This window comes from Roseibium sp. R5 (assembly GCF_055755305.1).
Map to the genome: position 1 here is coordinate 2,133,190 of NZ_CM146910.1, position 18,035 is coordinate 2,151,224.

Consider the following 18,035-nt stretch of genomic DNA (forward strand, 5'->3'; position numbering starts at 1 on the left):
ACCGCTCCGCTTAAGCTTGGCGCATACCGTTCGCATCAAAGTAGCGGGCCTTTTCTTGCGCAAACCCGAGTGCGACCTGCTGGCCTGCGGGTATGTCATGCTGTCCGAAAAACCGTGCGGTGATCTGTTTGTCTCCGGTCATCGCGATGACGTTGGTGTCCCCGCCCAGATGTTCAACGTGCTGAACAGTTGCCCTAATCGGGCCTTCAGCGGACAGAACCAAATCTTCCGGCCGGATCCCGAGTGTCCGGGTGTCGCCGGGTGTCACGGTTTCTGCCGGCAGGAAGTTCATTGACGGAGATCCAAGGAAACCTGCAACGAACTGGTTGACCGGGTTGTTGTAGAGCTCCATCGGGCTGCCGATCTGTTCCACGCGTCCGGCCCGGAGTACGACAATCTTGTCGGCCAGTGTCATTGCTTCGGTTTGGTCGTGCGTCACATAGACGATGGAGGTGCCGAGTTGCTGGTGCAGGTTGGCAATCTCCAGCCGCGTGTTCATCCGGAGTGCAGCATCAAGGTTCGACAGCGGTTCATCAAACAGGAACAGCTTCGGCTGGCGGACAATCGCCCGCCCGATCGCCACACGCTGACGCTGGCCGCCGGAGAGTTCTGATGGATACCGGTCGAGGTAGTCTTCCAGATTGAGCATACGGCTTGCTTCCGTAATGCGGCTCGTGATCTCTGCCTTGCTATGGCCTTCCTGCTTCAAGGCAAGAGACATGTTCCCGCGCACGTTGAGATGCGGGTAAAGCGCGTAGCTTTGGAACACCATGGCGATGCCGCGCTTCGAGGGCGGGGTGGTGTTGACGACATTCCCGCCGATGTTCACCTCGCCTGAGCTGGCGTCTTCCAATCCGGCGATAATCCGCAGCAACGTGGATTTGCCGCAACCAGATGGTCCGACAAAAACTACAAATTCGCCTTCTTCAACCTCAATGTTGATGTCCTTGAGAACCTCAACAGCGCCAAAGGATTTGTAGACATTTTTGAGAGAAAGAGCGGTCATTGCGCTGTTCCTAAGGTGATCGGTTGGCCCGTGCGGATGCTTTCGTCCGCCGCTAGGCAAATGGCGAGGGATTGAACAGCGTCCTGCATGTGACGTTTCAGGTCGATGTTTTCTGTAATGGCACGCACCATGTAGGCTTGCTCTGCATCACAAAGCTCCTGGTGGCCGGGTTCATCGGGCATATCGATGGACACATCCCCGTCTGGCCGGTGCACCAGAATGCTGCCGACCTTGGTATGGCCGTCGATATCTGCTGAAGCGCCCTTGTTGCCGTCAGTAATGGAGACCGAACCGTTTGGTGAGACGATGTCTTTCACAAAGAAGGCGGTTTCCGACATCATCGGTCCCCAGCCAGCTTCATACCAGCCAACGGATCCGTCGTCGAAGACCACCTGAAACTGCCCGTAATTGTACATGTCCTCGGCGATTTCATTGGAGAGCCTTATGCCCATGCCATGGACACGAAGCGGTTTGCCGTCGGTGATCTGGCACATGACATCGACATAATGCACACCGCAATCCACGATCGGACTTGTGGTCTGCATCAAGGCCTTGTGGGTCTCCCATTCAGCGCCGGAGGATTGCTGATTGAGATTGAGGCGGAAGACAAAGGGACCGCCGAGGCCGCGTGCTTCCTTGATCAGACGGATCCAGGACGGATGGTGGCGCAGGACGTAACCAACCACCAGTTTGCGGCCTGTCTCTCTCGCCTTTGCAACAACACGCTCGGCTTCGGACACCGTCGTGGCCAAAGGTTTTTCGACGAACACATGCGCCCCGGCTTCCATGGCCGCACAGGCATAGTCTGCGTGACTGTCGGAGTAGGTGGCGATCACGACGAGATTCGGCTTCAGTTCCAATCCGTCTGAGAAGCTTTTCAGGCGGGGATAGGACTGCAGTTCCTCAGGGAGCTCGACTGGGGAGCGATTGATGAGGCCAATGATTTCCACGCCGGGAAGACTATGAAGAGCGAGTGCGTGGGACAGGCCCATGTTGCCGAGGCCTGCAATGACAGCACGGATCATTTAACTGCTCCTGAGGTTAGGCCGCGGATCAACTGGCGAGAGAAAATCACATAGAGGATCAGTACCGGAAGGATTGCCATGGACAGGGCGGAGAGAACCGCGTTCCAGTCGGTTACGAACTGCCCGATGAACACCTGGCTGCCGAGTGTTAGCGTCTTGGTCTCTTCCGCAGGTGCCAAGATCAAGGGGAACCAGAGATCATTCCAGATCGGGATCATGTTGAAGACCGCGACCGTTGCCAAGGCCGGCCGGACTAGCGGCAGCACCAGCCGAAAGAAGATCGTGTATTCGCTGAGACCATCCACACGAGCAGCGTTTTTCAGGTCGTCAGAGACCTGACGCATGAACTCGGTAAGAATGAAAACCGCGAGCGGGAGACCTTGGGCCGTGTAAACAAGGATCAGCGCCCAGAGCGTGTTGACCAGCCGGGTGGAGACCATCATCTCAAGGATGGCAACAGTCCCGATCCGGATCGGAACCATGATGCCGAGCGCCAAATATAGGCCAAGGATCATATTGCCGCGGAACCGGTATTCGCTGAGGGCAAAGGCGGCCATCGCACCGAAGAGCAAAATGAAGAACAGCGATGCCACGGTGACGATCATCGAGTTTTGAAAGTAGAGAAAGAAGTCTCCCTGTTTCATGACCGTCTGGTAACCGATCATTGAAAAGCTCTCGGCGTTTGGCAGGGCCAGGGGCTCCCGGAAGATGAATTTCCGGCTTTTGAAGCTGTTGATCAGAATAATGAATACTGGGAAGAGCGCGATCAGCGTGTAGAGGATCAACGCGCCGTGCATGGCTGCAGAATTGAATGGATTTGTGCGGGCCTGGCTCATGGTCTTGACCTCACAACTGATACCGGCGGAGCCGGGTCTGAATGCCAAAGAGGTAGACACAGACGCCGACAAGAATGATGGCGAACATGGCACTCGCAACGGCTGCACCCATATGCGGATCACCGAGCTGAAGCTGGAAGCCGAAGAAAGTCCGGTAGAAGAATGTGCCGAGGATATCGGTCGAGAAATCCGGGCCGGCGAGGGCACCTTGCGAGGCGTAGATCAGGTCGAACGCGTTGAAATTGCCGACAAATGTGAGGATTGAGATGATCCCGATCGATGGCAGGATGAGCGGCAGCTTGATCTTCCAAAAAGCGGTCATGCCCGTGATGCCGTCAATCTCCCCAGCCTCCACAATCTCTTCCGGGATGGTTAGAAGCGCTGCGTAGATGAGCATCATCGGGATGCCGACAAACTGCCAGACGGAGATCAGCGACAGGGTTGTCAGCGCATACTCTTCCTTGCCGAGCCAGGGCTGGTACAAGAAACCGAGACCGACAGAACCCAACATTGTCGGAGCGATGCCCCAGATTGGCGACAGGATGAGTTTCCACGCAAAGCCAACGATTACGAATGAGAGGATGGTCGGGATAAAGATTGCGGAACGGTAGAGCGCTGCAAAACGGAGTTTGGGATGAGACAGCATCGCTGCAAGTGCAATCCCGATCGGATTCTGCACCAGCATGTGGATCACGAAGAACCAGACATTGTTGCCGAGTGCATTCCAGAACTGGTCCGCCCAGACCGGATCGCCAAACAGCGTCATGAAGTTTTGCAGGCCGACGAAAATCCGCTCCTGGTCGATCCGGCTGTAGAGCGCCAGACGCAGGGTGTTGAACAGCGGCAAGATCATGATTGTCGTATAGACCAGCACGGCGGGTGCCAGGAAAACGGCAATATGCCAGCGTATGCGGGGGCGGTTCATGCGGCCTCCGGTTCCGACCCGGGTAGCCAGATGGCTACCCGGATTGCTTGTTTAGAATGGGACAGGCTTATTGGTGCGGTGCGTACCAGCTGGATAGGCCTTCCTGAAGCTTCGCTCCAAGCGCCTCCGGTGTCTCGGTCCCCTTGATTGCGGCCACGCTTGCGCCCCAAGTTTCGTTTTCCAGGTTTGGCGTCCCGCGCGATAGGATCTGGTAAGTCGACCGGATGGTGGACTCACACTCCCCGCGCCAGCTTGCAAACTCTTGCGCAAGCGGGTCTTCCAGTTCCACAGGTGTTTTCGATAAGGGGAAGAAACCCGGCAGAGCGTTACCGAAGATCGATGCGAATTCGGGGCTGGCAACCCAAGCGAGGAACGTCTTTGCGGCATCGGCATTCGGACTTGCTGCATTGAGACCAATTCCGATGTCCGTGTGATCCGAGATGTAGCAGGTATCGCCGTCAGCTTTCACAGGTGCCTTGAACGCGCCCATTTTAAAATCAGCCTGTGTGTTGAAGCCTGCAATTTCCCAGCTGCCGGCAGGGTAAATCGCTGCGCGGCCCAGAGTGAACAGGTTTTGGCTGTCGGGGTAGGTTTGTGCCTCGTAGCCGAACCCAAGATAAGGTTGCCATTTGGCAAGCGTTGCGTATGGGGCAACCCATTGCTCATCGGTCAGTTTCTGCTCGCCCTTGATCAGTGCGAGACGGCCTTCTTCGCCCTTCCAATAGTTTGGGCCAATGTTGTTGTAGCCCATGGTGGCTGCTTCCCACTGGTCATTGGTGCCCATGGCCATCGGGATGTAGCTGCCGTCGTCCTTGATCTTATCCAGAACCGCGAAAAACTCGGCTTCCGTGGTTGGAGCCTCCAGGCCAAGCTCTTCAAAAGCATCCTTGTTGTAGATGAAGCCGTGAATGACGGAGGCCATCGGGACGCAGAAAGACGCCGAGGCGTCGTCAGTCTGCCAGGCAGACTTTGCAACATCGGAGAAGTTGGACATTGCGTCCATGTCATCAAGCGCAGCGAGGTGACCGGCTTCGTAGAGTGCGAGGGACGCATCAAACGGGCGGCAAGTGATCAGGTCGCCCGCGCTGCCAGCTTCGAGTTTTGAATTCAGCGCCGCATTGTATTCGGTCGGAGCTGTCGGAGAGAAGACGACCTTGATGCCAGGATTGTCCTTTTCGAAGGCGGGGATGATCTTGTCCTGCCAAAGTGTAAGATCATCTGTCCGCCAGCTTTCAATTGTCAGCGTGACATCTTCGGCCATCGCGGCAGTTGTCATCAGTGCGGTGCTTGCAAGTGCAATGCCCAGGGTTCTCAATTTCATGATGCTTTCCCCTCTGTTTGAAGAAATGGTTTGTTCTTCCGGGTCTCCGCCCGGATTTGTTCCAGCGCTGGGCGCAGATGCCCGCGAGTTTTTTCCAGAAGACTGATTGCGTGCTCGATCGAACTCGCGCCAGCGGCCAAAAGGCAGGCTGTCTTGACATTGCCATCCGCTGACTTGAGTGCACCGGCGGCACCTTCATCAGAAGTTCCAGTGATCGTTGTCACCATTCGCACGGCACGATCCCGGAGTTTGATGTTGTCAGCGCGCAAGTTCACCATCATGCCGTCGTAGATGTGACCCAGGTTCAGGGCCATCAGTGTCGAAAGCGCATTCAAAGCGATCTTCTGGGCCGTTCCTGCTCCCATGCGGGTCGAACCGGAGACGACTTCGGGCGCGGTTGGCAGATAAATGGTGTGTTTGCTCAATGCAAAAAGCGGCGCGTTCGGGTTGTTGGCGATTGCGATTACGGTCGCGCCGGCTTCTTTTCCAAGACGTGCGGCCTCAAGAGTGTATGGTGTGGAGCCACTGGCGGAGACGACAATGATCGTGTCGTTTTTCGAAAGTTTTGAGAGATCTGCAGCCAAGCTGGCCGTTGCATCTTCTGTGTCGCCCGGCATATGCGCGGATGTGGGAATGCCGCCTGCCATAAGGATTTGGACCTGATGCTCCGGAATGCCGAACGTGCCGCCAAGTTCCATCGCGTCAGCCGCCGCCATCAAGCCGGATGAGCCTGCGGCGACATAGTAGAGGGCTCCGCCGGTGCGTATTGACGTGGCCATGTCGTCGGCAGCTGCGGCGATGAGTTCCGTTGCTGCAGAGGTTGCCTGAGCGGCCGAGATCTGACCATCAATAAGGATCGCTGCAACGTCTTCTGAAGGACGTGAATCCAATCCAGAAGCAAGATTGTGCAGTTTTTCCGTGGTTGTCTCAGGCACGCGATCCTCCGTAAATTTTCGCTATAATACCTTTGTAATACCATTTGTCCAGAAGTTAATCGAAATTAGTGGGCTGGCGAACAAATCTAAATCCAATTCGGAGTTTGGTATCTCTTTTTTTGTTGATTTTATCTAAAGGTATTATATAGGTATTATATGATTGATTTCGCGGATCAGTGGGTTTTGGCGGTTGATGGCGGCGGTACGCGCTGCCGTTTGGCGTTGAGTTCGCCAGCTGCGGATATTCGTGTCGAAGTCGGCTCTGCCAATGTGACAACGGACATTTATGCAGCGCTCTCGGAGATCAACGTTGGATTGAAGGCTCTCGCAGGCAAAGCAGATCTTGCTCCGGGCGAACTTGCCCGTGTTCCCGCCTATTTCGCTTTGGCTGGCTTTCAGGCGGACCGAGACCGCGAACGGTTGCTAGACGGTGTTCCGCTTAGGCGAATAAAGGTTGAAGATGATCGGCCGGCAGCATTGCGGGGCGCGCTTGGGCTACTGGATGGTGCCTTGATCCACAGTGGGACGGGCTCTTTTTTCGGGGTCCAGGTTGATGCAAAGAAGAGATTTTCAGGCGGTTGGGGGGCGGTCCTTGGAGATTTCGGATCGGCGGCATGGTTCGGTAAATCCGCATTGGCTCTCGTACTTGATGCTGAAGATGGCCTTATTGAACAGACTGTCCTGACCGAGACATTGAAAGATCGGTATGGGGGAGCCGCTGGAATACTGGCGTTTGCAACCAGAGCAAGGCCTGCTGATTTTGGTGCTCTGGCGCCAGAAGTTCTCTCGCAATCCGATGATCCGATATCTGGGCGCCTGATAGACCAGGCAGTGGTACATTTTGAGGGAAATCTTCTGCATCTCGGATGGTCCGCAGGAATGCCTGTGTGTTTGACGGGTGGTCTTGCGCCTCATCTGGCGCCGTTTCTCACGGAACCTGTTCGCAAAAATCTACGCTCAGCAGCCGGGGCGCCGATCGAGGGTGCAATTGCCATCGCGCGGGAGTTTGCAAAAGAGGTGCAGGTCGCATGCTGAATGATTTCCTGATGCCTGATCAGTGGTTTTCTCAAAATGCCGGGCCGAGATACGTGCAACTTCGGCATCGACTTGAAGAAGCTATCGAAACCGGGTTGCTACCGGCCAACAGTTCGTTGCCTCCAGAGCGGGAAATCGCAGAACTTACTGGTTTTTCACGGGTGACGGTGCGCAAGGCCATTCAGGAAATGGTCAAGGATGGGGCGATCGAGCAGCGCCAGGGCTCTGGCTCTTTTGTTCGGGAAGCAACGCAACGGGTGGAGCAGTCCCTGTCCCATCTAACATCGTTTACCGAGGATATGGCCAACCGCGGCATGCAAACGACTTCCAGATGGCTGGAGCGCGGGGTTTTCATGCCGAATGCGGAAGAGATCGCGACTTTGTCCTTAACGCCGGACGATCAAGTGGCGCGCATTTACCGCCTTCGGGAGGCGGGTGGTCAGCCGATGGCCCTGGAACGCGCAGCCCTTCCTTTGGACATTCTGCCCAATCCGCTCGAAGTGGTGACGTCGCTTTACGAAGTGCTTGCAAAACATGGCCATCGTCCTGTTCGGGCTGTCCAAAAAATCGCCGCCGTCAACCTTGAGCCTGCCGACGCTCACCTCTTGAGCGTTCCAGAAGGCACGGCAGGTCTTCGAATCCAGCGCATTTCTTACCTGGAAAGCGGACGGGTCGCGGAATTCACACAATCCATCTATCGCGGAGACGCCTATGACTTTGTTGCAGAGCTCCGGCTGTCTGATCGATGAGGACCCGCCGGTGATATCTTCTCCCACAAAAATGAAACAGGAGATTGCGGAAATTCCCACCGCGGTCGATCGTTTGCTGACATCCGGGGATGCGGATATCAAGCGAATTTCTTCGGAGGTGCGGGACAGCGACCTGCGCTGCCTTTTATCTGTTGCGCGGGGGTCTTCCGATCATGCTTGCACATATCTGAAGTATGCTGCCGAGTTGCTTTTGGGTCTGCCAATGGCATCTGTCGGGCCATCACTTGCTTCTGTCTACGGATCCAGTCTCAAGGCAGACGGCATGCTGTGTTTTTCGGTGTCTCAGTCCGGCAAAAGCCCGGACATCACCCGAATGACCCGGTCCTTGACCAAGTCAGGCGCAACCACGCTGGCCATCACCAACCATCCGGGGTCGCCCTTGAGTGAAGCAGCAAGCGCGACTGTTCCGATCCACGCCGGGCCGGAACTGTCAGTCGCTGCGACCAAGACGTTTGTCACATCGCTGGTTGCCGGCCTGTGGTTGCTCGCTGAGCTCAAGGCAGACACGGGTCTCTTGGCTGCAATCCGGAACTTGCCAGCGCATTTGAAGGACGCTGTTGCTTGCGATTGGCGTGAAGCTGCACCGGAAAATGACATCGGATCATTGTTCACGTTGGGGCGCGGCCCCTCATGGGCTGTTTCCAATGAGGCGGCTCTGAAGTTCAAGGAAACTTGCCAGATCCATGCAGAGAGCTATTCCTCAGCAGAAGTCTTGCATGGCCCTGTTTCCATTGTATCCCATGGTTTCCCGGTCATTGTGTTTGCCGCCGCCGATGCCGCCGAGCAAGCGGTTGTTGATGTTGCTGATCAACTGTCGCAAATGGGAGCGGCTGTCTTCGTCAACAGTGAAAAAGCGCAGCGAGCAAATGTCTTGCCGATCGTCCGCACGGATCATTGGCTGACCGATCCGATTGCGTCGATTGTGTCATTCTACGGCTTGGTGGAGCATGTTGCGGGGCTCCAGGGGATCAACCCGGATGCCCCACGGCATTTGAACAAGGTCACGGAAACCGTATGACACAGGCCATCGTTTTCAAGGCGGCTGCGGTTTTTGACGGGGTCAAACTTCATGAGCGCGCCGCTGTCCGGTTCGGCGCGAATGGAGTTGAAACATTTGGTGCCGGCGTTGAGATTTTCAGCGGCGCTGAAGTCATTGATCTTGGAGGTGAGATCATCTCTCCGGGTTTCGTTGATCTTCAGGTGAATGGCGGCGGCGGTGTCATGCTCAACGATGATCCAAATGTTGAGACCGTTCGTCGGATTGCCGAAGCACATTGGTCTTTGGGCACTCGGGCTTTTTTGCCGACTTTGATCACGGACACGCGTGAAAAAACCAAGGCGGCAATTGCAGCGGTAGCTCAGGCTGTCGAGAAATGCGTTCCTGGGGTGGCTGGATTGCATTTGGAAGGGCCGCATTTGTCAGTTGCCCGCAAAGGGGCGCATGACGCTGCCTATATCCGCCCGATGGACGATGAGGATCTGGACTTCCTTATAGCAGCGGCTCGTACGTTGCCGGCACTGCTTCTGACCATTGCGCCGGAAAACACAACGATCGAACAGGTTCGGCAGCTGAGCCAGGCGGGTGCGCTCGTTTCAATTGGTCATTCGAATGCTGATTATGCGACTGTTCAAGACTATGCGGCGGCTGGTGCCAAGTGCGTCACACATCTCTTCAATGCGATGAGCCAAATGAGCAACCGGGAGCCCGGTGTCGTCGGAGCCGCCCTTGGGACGGGCGCCTTGTCCTCCGGTCTTATTGCTGACGGGATCCATGTTCATCCGGAAATGATGCGGATTGCATTATCTGCAAAATGCGGCCCAGGAGAGGTGTTTCTGGTTAGCGATGCCATGGCGGTTGCCGGAACATCTGAGACTTCGTTCGAGCTGGATGGGCGAAAAATTCTCCGATCAGATGGGAGGCTGACCCTAGAGGACGGGACGTTGGCAGGTGCGGATCTGGACCTGTTGACCGCTGTCAGAGTTTTGGTGAGCCAAGTCGGTTTTCCGATGGCAGATGCTCTGCGTGCGGCCACAAAAACGCCGGCCGAACTGATAGCGGGAGAGCGATTCAAGATCTTGGGCCGGTCGAAAGACGATTTTGTTCGCATCTCGAAGGACCTTCACTCCCTCGGTCCATTGACTGAAACCTGATTAACAAACCAAATGCTGCTCGAAGTCTGTGTTGATACGATTGAAGGTGCCTGGGCTGCTGTTCGTGGTGGGGCCGGGCGTATCGAACTTTGCTCTTCATTGTCTGAAGGCGGACTGACGCCATCCGCAGGACTGATGCGAGCCGCTGCCCAATTACCTGTTCCGGTCTATGCCATGGTCCGGCCGCGCGCCGGTCTCTTTCGTTTTTCTGAAACGGAAAAAAAGATCATGGTCAGCGATATTAAGCTGGCTAAAGACTTTGGACTTGCTGGTGTTGTCCTGGGTGTGCAGCGTGAAGATCGCACGTTGGACCGGGAGCTACTGGCCCGTTTGTCAGACCGGGCATCCGGTTTGGGTCGGACGCTCCACCGTGTGATCGATGTTGTGCCGGACCCGTTTGCCGCGCTGGAAACGGCAATTGATCTCGGGTTTGAGCGGGTTCTCACATCAGGAGGTCAAGCTACGGCTGAGGCTGGGCGGGCCATTATTCAAGAAATGGTCGCGACTGTCGGCGGCCGCACGAGCATCATGCCGGGTGCAGGCCTGCGGCCCGACATGGTGGCCAGCATCATCCAGTCGACGGGTGTCACTGAAGTTCATGCATCGTGTTCGGTCATCGTGATAGATGAGGATGCCGGTGGGCTGTTTTGTCCCCCGGGCGGATGCAGGGAAACATCAGAGGACCTCGTCAAGCAAATGGTCGCTGCCATGGATAACTCTGGCTACTAGAGAGCCTCTTTTCACTCTTGAGACGTGATTTCGTTCGTAACCTGGCCGGTGGTGAGAATTGGCGCGGCATCCAGTTTGTGGGCATTTAGCATTTCAGCAATTTCGGAAATGCTCTCCACCAGTCTGACCTTGTCTTTATCCGTCAGTTTATCGAACTTGGCTTCGAATTCGTCATGAAGAAGCCCGGGCAGCGAGGCAACGGTTTCCTTGCCACGTTCCGTGAGCATGGTGTGAACGATGCGCCGGTCGGAGGGAGATCTGTAACGCTCGATCAGCTTCTTCTCTTCCAGCTTGTCCAAGATTGTCACAACTGTCGCAGAGCTCAGATCTGCATGGTCTGAGAGAACCTTTGTGGTGACCTCTCCCAAATCATTGACGCCCTGTAGAACGACGATCTGCGGAATTGTCAGTCCGGACACCCTTGCGACTTCTCGGGATCGCAGGTCAATGGCCCTGACGATCCGCCGAATTGACTTGAAAATCTGAGCTGCTTCGCTGGCGTTCATAATTTTAGCTCTGATCATTTGAACTCTAATGATAAGAAGTCTATATACCTCCTACCAGCGAACTGGAAAGAGGATTTTTTAGATTTATGTGTGGCATTTGCGGTGAAGTTGTTTTCTCGTCAGGGCAAGCCGATACAAGCCGGGTCGACCGAATGGCGCAAGCAATGGCCGCTCGCGGTCCCGATGCGATGGGTGTTACCATGCGCGGACGGGTCGCGTTCGGACACCGGCGTTTGAAAATCATTGATTTGAGTGACCAGGGCGCGCAACCGATGCAAGATCCGGAACTGGGTCTTTCGCTAGTCTTCAATGGTTGCATCTATAATTATCAAGAGCTGCGGGCGGAGCTCTCTGGAAAAGGCTACCGGTTTTTCTCTACCAGTGACACAGAGGTCATTCTGAAGTCATGGAAGGAGTGGGGCCCTGACTGTTTCACAAGATTCCACGGCATGTTTGCCGTTGCGATCCACGAACATGACAGCGGCCGCATTCACTTGGCTCGCGACCGTTTTGGTATCAAGCCCCTTTATGTTTCAGAGGCCGACGGCCGTTTGGCATTCGCCTCGTCGCTTCCGGCGCTGCTCAAGGGCGGTAACATCGATCGGTCGATCGATAAGGTCGCGCTTCAGCATTACATGAGTTGGCACTCTGTTGTCCCGGCACCGCGGACCATTTTGAATGGTGTACGGAAGTTGGGCCCTGCGACCGTGCGGACATACGAGACAGATGGATCTTTTAAAGATGCAGTCTATTGGGAGCCGGATTTCCGCAAATCAGAAGAAGATGTAAACCGGTCGGCAGACGACTGGCGCGACCTTGTTCTTGAAGGTTTGCGCAAAGCGGTCCGCCGCCGGATGGTCGCGGACGTCCCGGTCGGCGTCTTGCTGTCAGGCGGGGTCGACTCCAGCTTGATTGTTGGTCTTCTGGCAGAGGAGGGCCAGAAGGATCTCGCGACGTTCTCGATCGGCTTCGAGGAAGCGAATGGAGAAAAGGGCGACGAATTTCAGTATTCGGACCTGATCGCCAATCACTACGGGACCAACCACAACAAGATCTTCATTCCGTCGTCTGAGCTTTTGGACAATCTGCCGGGCGCCATTGGCGCGATGTCGGAGCCGATGGTGTCATATGACAACATCGGGTTCTATTTGCTGTCTCGCGAAGTCTCCAAACACATCAAGGTTGTTCAATCGGGGCAGGGCGCGGACGAGGTGTTCGGCGGATATCACTGGTATCCGAAACTGACCGGGTCGAACCAGCCAGTTGCCGACTATGCCGACGCGTTTTTTGACCGATCCGAAGAACAATTGAACGAAGCAATTTCGCCGGACTATCACTGCGACCGCAATGAGAGTATCGCGTTCGTTGAAAGTCACTTCGGCTTGCCAGGTGCTGATGATCCGGTGGACAAGGCTTTGCGCCTCGACACCAATGTCATGCTGGTCGATGATCCGGTGAAGCGCGTTGACAATCACTCCATGGCTTGGGGACTTGAGGCGCGTGTGCCGTTTCTTGACCATGAACTGGTTGAACTGGCAGGGCGCATTCCGTCGGAGCACAAGCTTGCCCAGGACGGCAAGGGCGTCCTTAAGGAAGCTGCGCGTCTTGTTGTACCATCTGAAGTTATCGACCGTCCGAAGGGGTACTTCCCTGTGCCTGCGCTCAAATACATTCAGGGCCCTTACCTGGATATGGTGCGTGAAACGCTGACGAACGGCAAAGCCAAAGGCCGGGGTTTGTTCAACCCGGCATATCTGGAAAAGCTGTTCGAGAACCCGACACAATACATCACTAAGCTGCGGGGCTCTGAGCTCTGGCAGGTTGCTCTGCTGGAAATGTGGCTGCAGGAGCAGGAGGCCTAACGCGTGTCAGAAAAAACACCGTCCCGGGTCAAGGGGGCACTGGAGCATCGTCTCAAGCGGATGCGGGATCACGGCATGAAACCGGAGTACCGCGCCGATGAGACGGACATGCCTGTCAACCAAACCATCAATTGCGGATGGGGACGTTTGTTGTTCGGCAATACCTTCGCTGAGCCGGAAGCGTTGGTGGAGGCGCTTCGCGACGAGCGCCCGGACAGGCGGGATATCGCGTTTTATGTGCGTGATCCGCATGTGGTGGTCGGGCTTGCGCCGCAGGAGCTGTTCCTCGATCCTTCGCATACTTATCGGTTGAACCTATCGACCTACAGATCAGCAAAGGACACTCGGCGGGGCTTCACGGTTCGCCGGTTGTCCTCACGCAGTGACGCGGAGCAGATCAACGCGCTCTATGCAAGCCGGGGCATGGTTCCGGTTTCTGAAGACTTCTTTTGGTCACAGCTTGATCCGCGGGAAATCACTGTACTCGTCGCGGAGGAAGACGAAACCGGCAACATCGTCGGGACAGCAATGGGCGTTGATCACCAACGCGCGACAAGTGGTGCGGAGCTCGGGTCATCACTTTGGTGCCTTGCGGTCTCCGCCCAGGCGCGCTTTCCCGGCACCGGAGAAGCGTTGGTCCGCAGGCTCGCCGAAGTGTTTCAGGCGCGGGGCAACCCGCACATGGATCTCTCGGTGATGCACGACAATGACATGGCTATTGCGCTTTACGAAAAGCTCGGCTTTGAACGGGTTCCGGTCTTCACCGTGAAGCTCAAGAACCCGATCAACGAAGCGCTTTACGCGGGGCCTGCGACGGAAGAAAAACTCAATCCTTATGCAACATTGATCGTCAATGAAGCACGCCGCCGTGGGATCAATGCCCAGATCATTGACGCAGAAGGCGGTTTCTTCCGGTTGTCTTACGGCGGCCGGTCTGTGCGCTGCCGGGAATCCTTGAGTGAGTTTACCACCGCAGTTGCCATGTCGATCTGCGATGATAAGGCTTCTACACGGCGCATCGTGGACGCTGCAGGCCTGTCCGTTCCAGACCAGATGACGGTGGGCGAGGGCGACTTGAAAGCGTTTTTGCAGCGGCATGGTTCTGTCGTTGTGAAACCGACCCGCGGTGAGCAAGGCAAGGGAATCGCCATAGGTCTGGAAACGCTTGAAGATGTCGAAGCTGCGATCGATGTTGCCCGAACCTTTTCCAATGAAGTTCTGGTCGAAGAATGCGTTCAAGGATCTGATCTCAGGCTCGTGGTGATCGACTACAAGGTAGTGGCCGCGGCGATCCGCAAACCGGCTGAAATCATGGGCAACGGCAAAAGCACCGTGAGGGATCTCATTCATGCGCAATCCCGCCGCCGTGCGGCCGCAACAGGCGGGGAATCCCGCATCCTGATTGACGACGAAGCCGAGCGGTGTTTGGCATCAGCCGGTTTGACGCTGGAAGATGTCCTGCCCGACGGGCAGCGCTTGGCGGTCCGACGGACGGCCAATTTGCACACCGGCGGAACTATTCATGATGTTACCGGCGAAACGCACAGCACATTGATTGAGGCGGCTGTGCGGGCTGCAAAGGCGATTCAGATCCCAGTGACAGGGATTGACTTGATGGTGAAGAGCCCACGGGAGCCGGAGTACAATTTCATTGAAGCCAATGAACGTCCGGGTCTGGCAAACCATGAACCGCAGCCAACGGCTGAACGCTTTGTCGATTTCCTGTTTCCGCTATCCATGCCAAAGCCGGCGCGGGACACCTTGCAACGTGAGTTTTCATGACATTGCTTACCATCGATATCGATTATCTGGCCAAGACGCTGAAAAGCCTGCTCGGGATTCCGAGCCCGACGGGCTACACGGACGAGTTGGCGCGGTTTGTTTCCAAAGAGCTTGAGCGTCTCGGGGTCTTTTATGAGGTGACGCGGCGCGGCGCCATCCGAGCGCGTTTGGATGGCGCGAAATCCAAGCCCGCCCGGGCTTTCGTTGCACACTTGGATACCCTCGGAGCACAAGTCAAAACGCTGAAGGAAAACGGGCGGCTTGAGCTGGTGCCCATCGGTCACTGGTCTGCACGCTTTGCAGAAGGTGCCCGGACGACGATCTTCTCTGAAAGCGGCGCCTATACCGGAACGATCCTGCCATTAAAGGCTTCCGGCCATACGTTTAATGAAGGCATCGACAATCTTCCGGTCGGCTGGGATTACGTTGAGCTGAGAGTTGATGCCTATTCGAAATCAGCTGACGACCTGCACCGCCTTGGGATCGACATTGGTGATATCGTTGCCATCGATCCAGCCCCGGAGTTTCTCGAAAACGGCTTCATCGTTTCTCGGCACTTGGACAACAAAGCCGGGGTCGCGGTGATGCTGGCGGCACTCAAGGCCATGGTGGAATCCGAGACGAAGCCGACGGTCGATATTTTCTGGTTGTTCACAATCGCGGAAGAGACGGGGCACGGCGCGACTTCGATTTTGACGCCAGACATTGCATCCCTTGTTGCCATCGACAACGGAACATCCGCACCGGGGCAAAACTCCGATGAATTCGGCGTAACGATTGCGATGGCTGATCAAACCGGTCCGTTTGACTACCATCTGACCCGCAAAATGGCTCAGCTATGCCGGGACAACGAGATAAAATTCCAAAAGGATGTCTTCCGGTATTATCGGTCGGACGCAGCTTCTGCGATTGAAGCTGGCGCAGATGTTCGCACGGCACTGATAACCTTCGGCGTCGATGCGAGCCACGGCTACGAGCGGATCCATATGCACGCGCTTCGCTCTCTCGCCGAACTATGTACCGGTTATGCGCTCAGCCCTGTTGAAATCGCACGGGATGCGCGGGAATTCGCGGGAATGAAAGGCTTCACGACACAACCGACCGAAGATGCCGATCAGGACCTTAGCCCGGAAACGGAAGAGCCTGGCGCTGAGGCGTCATAGATTCTGCGCAGGCTTCCACATATCAAACGAGCTCGGCCAATTGAGGGGTCACTTGAAACGTTCCCTCCTTTGACCGGGTGATTGCCAGCGGCATTTCGAAGGTCGGGGTCAGTGTCTTTTCCGAAAAGACATCATCAAGCGAACCGTGCCGCACCTTCGACCCATTTTTCATGACAAGGATCTTGTCGGCAAAAGCGGCCGTCAGGTTCAGGTCATGCATCACTGCGATCACGCCGCCGCCGCACCGGGCATAGTCTTTTGCAAGTTTCATGATCTGATACTGATGCTTGATATCGAGGCTCGACACCGGCTCATCCAGGAATAGCCAGCGCGGCGTTCCATCTTCTGCGACGGGATCCCAAACCTGGCAGAGTACACGGGCCAATTGCGCCCGTTGTTGTTCACCGCCGGACAAGTCTTGGTAGGTGCGGGCCTCAAAACCCGGAAGACCAACAAGGGCCAAGGCTTCGGCAATACGGTGAGCCCGTGCAAGGCGGCCTTGCCTCCGGTCCAGAATGCCGAGATTAATAACTTCCGAAACGGTGAGCGGAAACGACAGGTGGCTCGCCTGGGGCAAAACACCCCTTGCCAGCGCTTGAGTTTCCGGCGACAGGCTTGCAACTTCGTGTCCGCCCAGCTGAATGCTGCCTGAATAAGGCCGCTCTCCAGTAATCGCCTTCAAAAGTGTGGTTTTGCCCGACCCGCTGGGTCCTATGATGGCCAACAGCTCTCCAGCGTGCGCACTGAAGGACATATCGTTTACAATGCAGCTGCTACCCAAGGTGATCTGCACGTCCCTGACGTCCAAGGCTTGGGCAGAGGTGAGTAATTCTTCAGCGAGGATTGAAGTGTTGTTCATAAGCCGGTCAGTCCTCTGGTCCGCAGCAATATCCAAAGGAAGAAAGGTGCGCCAACAAAGGCGGTGATGATTCCGATCGGTAGTTCTGCAGGGGCAACGATTGTCCGCGCCAGTGTGTCTGCGCCAATCAGCAGGATAGCTCCAAGCAGCGCGGCTGCGGGCAGGAGGTATTTGTGATCCGGACCAATCGATAGACGCAACAGATGTGGCACGACGATCCCGACAAATCCGATCCCGCCGCTCACGGCGACCGATGCGCCGGTCGCCGCTGCTACCAGAAGAATGCTGATATTTTTTAGCCGCTGAACCCGGATGCCAATGTGAGCGGCCGCTGCTTCGCCCAGTATCAGCGCATTGAGGCCTCTGGCAAGGAAGGGTGTCGCCAAGAGCATGGTCAGGATGATCGGCGCAGCTGATGCCACTTTTTCCCAGTTTGCTCCGGCAAGCGAGCCAAGCCCCCAAAATTGCAAGTCGCGGAGTTGATTGTCGTCGGCCACATAGACGAGGAGGCCGGTGATCGCGCCGGTCAATGCGCCAAGAGCAATCCCGGCGAGCAGGAGTGTGGCAACAGATGTGAAGCCGCCCTTTGTGCCAATCCGGTAGAGCAGCAAAGTGTTGATTAGCCCGCCTGCAAACGCGGCAAACGGGATAGCATAGATGCCGAGGACCGCCATGGCTGGTGCCAGCGCGGCATTGCCCAAAACGATGAACAGAGCAGCGCCTAAACCCGCACCTGCAGAGACACCGACGATTCCCGGGTCTGCCAAGGGATTGCGAAACAATCCCTGCATCACTGCACCGGAGACCGCGAGCGCCGCACCGATCAGCGCGCCGAGAGTGATCCTTGGCAACCGAATGTCCATCACAACGATCCAGTCCCGTGCGGACACAGTCTCCGGCAACGGTGCAGACGGATCCGCCAGATGGCTCGGGATATGAGTAAGTAGATCAAATACCGGAACCGGGATGGGCCCGCTTGCCAAGCTGCCGATCATGGTTGCAATCAACAGAGCAGCGAGTGCTGCAATCACCCAACGGGCAACGCTTGCCCGGTCTCCGTGTTTCAAGGCTGTGAGCCCAAAAATGGCGGCCAGTCCTCTTTCTTGCAGCGATAAAGACGCATCGGTCAT

At 56.1% G+C, this 18,035-nt stretch carries 17 protein-coding genes; 8 read left to right on the forward strand and 9 right to left on the reverse strand.

Going from position 1 to position 18,035, the window contains the following annotated elements; genetic code table 11:
* Positions 1–10 precede the first annotated feature (10 nt).
* From AC0J4F_RS09895 to AC0J4F_RS09920, 6 genes are all read right to left on the reverse strand, one after another.
* Positions 11–1,006: an ABC transporter ATP-binding protein gene (locus tag AC0J4F_RS09895; protein WP_133951933.1), complete on the reverse strand. Its 996-nt coding sequence runs from the start codon at positions 1,004–1,006 to the stop codon at positions 11–13.
* Complete coding sequence (locus AC0J4F_RS09900) at positions 1,003–2,031, reverse strand: Gfo/Idh/MocA family protein (RefSeq protein WP_208326765.1); 1,029 nt, start codon at positions 2,029–2,031, stop codon at positions 1,003–1,005. Before AC0J4F_RS09900 ends, AC0J4F_RS09895 begins: the two co-directional genes overlap by 4 nt.
* The gene (locus tag AC0J4F_RS09905) at positions 2,028–2,867 is read right to left on the reverse strand and encodes a carbohydrate ABC transporter permease (protein ID WP_473026118.1); all 840 of its coding nucleotides are present in this window, start codon (positions 2,865–2,867) and stop codon (positions 2,028–2,030) included. Before AC0J4F_RS09905 ends, AC0J4F_RS09900 begins: the two co-directional genes overlap by 4 nt.
* Before the next feature lie 10 nt (positions 2,868–2,877).
* On the reverse strand, positions 2,878–3,792 hold the full coding sequence (locus AC0J4F_RS09910) for a carbohydrate ABC transporter permease (RefSeq protein ID WP_473026119.1): 915 nt from the start codon (positions 3,790–3,792) through the stop codon (positions 2,878–2,880).
* A gap of 67 nt (positions 3,793–3,859) precedes the next feature.
* Positions 3,860–5,113, reverse strand: coding sequence for an ABC transporter substrate-binding protein (locus AC0J4F_RS09915; RefSeq protein ID WP_473026120.1), 1,254 nt, complete (start codon positions 5,111–5,113; stop codon positions 3,860–3,862).
* Entirely contained in the window at positions 5,110–6,048 is a 939-nt protein-coding gene (locus tag AC0J4F_RS09920) for an N-acetylmuramic acid 6-phosphate etherase (protein WP_473026121.1), read from the reverse strand. The genes AC0J4F_RS09915 and AC0J4F_RS09920 overlap by 4 nt, the downstream gene beginning before the upstream one ends.
* A 156-nt stretch (positions 6,049–6,204) precedes the next feature.
* Here AC0J4F_RS09920 and AC0J4F_RS09925 point away from each other — a divergent pair, with 156 nt between their 5' ends.
* From AC0J4F_RS09925 to AC0J4F_RS09945, 5 genes are read left to right on the forward strand one after another with little or no spacing between them, the layout of a single operon-like run.
* Positions 6,205–7,083, forward strand: coding sequence for a glucosamine kinase nucleotide-binding domain-containing protein (locus tag AC0J4F_RS09925; protein WP_473026122.1), 879 nt, complete (start codon positions 6,205–6,207; stop codon positions 7,081–7,083).
* Positions 7,077–7,832 (forward strand): GntR family transcriptional regulator, encoded by a 756-nt coding sequence (locus AC0J4F_RS09930; RefSeq protein WP_473026123.1) that lies wholly within the window; start codon positions 7,077–7,079, stop codon positions 7,830–7,832. The genes AC0J4F_RS09925 and AC0J4F_RS09930 overlap by 7 nt, the downstream gene beginning before the upstream one ends.
* 31 nt (positions 7,833–7,863) lie before the next feature.
* Positions 7,864–8,871, forward strand: a complete 1,008-nt coding sequence (locus AC0J4F_RS09935; RefSeq protein ID WP_473026420.1) for an SIS domain-containing protein — start codon at positions 7,864–7,866, stop codon at positions 8,869–8,871.
* On the forward strand, positions 8,868–10,004 hold the full coding sequence (gene nagA, locus AC0J4F_RS09940) for an N-acetylglucosamine-6-phosphate deacetylase (protein WP_473026124.1): 1,137 nt from the start codon (positions 8,868–8,870) through the stop codon (positions 10,002–10,004). Before AC0J4F_RS09935 ends, nagA begins: the two co-directional genes overlap by 4 nt.
* A gap of 12 nt (positions 10,005–10,016) precedes the next feature.
* Positions 10,017–10,733 (forward strand): copper homeostasis protein CutC, encoded by a 717-nt coding sequence (locus AC0J4F_RS09945; protein WP_473026125.1) that lies wholly within the window; start codon positions 10,017–10,019, stop codon positions 10,731–10,733.
* Positions 10,734–10,744: 11 nt separating this feature from the next.
* Here the strand turns inward: AC0J4F_RS09945 and AC0J4F_RS09950 are convergent, their stop codons facing one another.
* Positions 10,745–11,239: a MarR family winged helix-turn-helix transcriptional regulator gene (locus tag AC0J4F_RS09950; RefSeq protein WP_473026126.1), complete on the reverse strand. Its 495-nt coding sequence runs from the start codon at positions 11,237–11,239 to the stop codon at positions 10,745–10,747.
* 86 nt (positions 11,240–11,325) lie between these two features.
* Between AC0J4F_RS09950 and AC0J4F_RS09955 the strand changes: the two genes are divergently transcribed.
* The 3 genes from AC0J4F_RS09955 to AC0J4F_RS09965 are packed head-to-tail and all read left to right on the forward strand — an operon-like array spanning position 11,326 to position 16,046.
* Positions 11,326–13,101: an N-acetylglutaminylglutamine amidotransferase gene (locus AC0J4F_RS09955; RefSeq protein ID WP_133951954.1), complete on the forward strand. Its 1,776-nt coding sequence runs from the start codon at positions 11,326–11,328 to the stop codon at positions 13,099–13,101.
* A gap of 3 nt (positions 13,102–13,104) precedes the next feature.
* Positions 13,105–14,883 carry an N-acetylglutaminylglutamine synthetase gene (gene ngg / locus AC0J4F_RS09960; RefSeq protein ID WP_473026127.1) on the forward strand — a complete coding sequence of 593 codons (1,779 nt, stop codon included), beginning with the start codon at positions 13,105–13,107 and terminating at the stop codon, positions 14,881–14,883.
* On the forward strand, positions 14,880–16,046 hold the full coding sequence (locus tag AC0J4F_RS09965; RefSeq protein ID WP_133951958.1) for an osmoprotectant NAGGN system M42 family peptidase: 1,167 nt from the start codon (positions 14,880–14,882) through the stop codon (positions 16,044–16,046). Before ngg ends, AC0J4F_RS09965 begins: the two co-directional genes overlap by 4 nt.
* Positions 16,047–16,068: 22 nt before the next feature.
* Here the strand turns inward: AC0J4F_RS09965 and AC0J4F_RS09970 are convergent, their stop codons facing one another.
* Together AC0J4F_RS09970 and AC0J4F_RS09975 are read right to left on the reverse strand one after the other, a co-directional pair.
* Positions 16,069–16,905 (reverse strand): heme ABC transporter ATP-binding protein, encoded by an 837-nt coding sequence (locus tag AC0J4F_RS09970; RefSeq protein ID WP_473026128.1) that lies wholly within the window; start codon positions 16,903–16,905, stop codon positions 16,069–16,071.
* A complete protein-coding gene (locus AC0J4F_RS09975; protein ID WP_473026129.1) occupies positions 16,902–18,035 on the reverse strand; it encodes a FecCD family ABC transporter permease in 1,134 nt (377 codons plus the stop codon). The genes AC0J4F_RS09970 and AC0J4F_RS09975 overlap by 4 nt, the downstream gene beginning before the upstream one ends.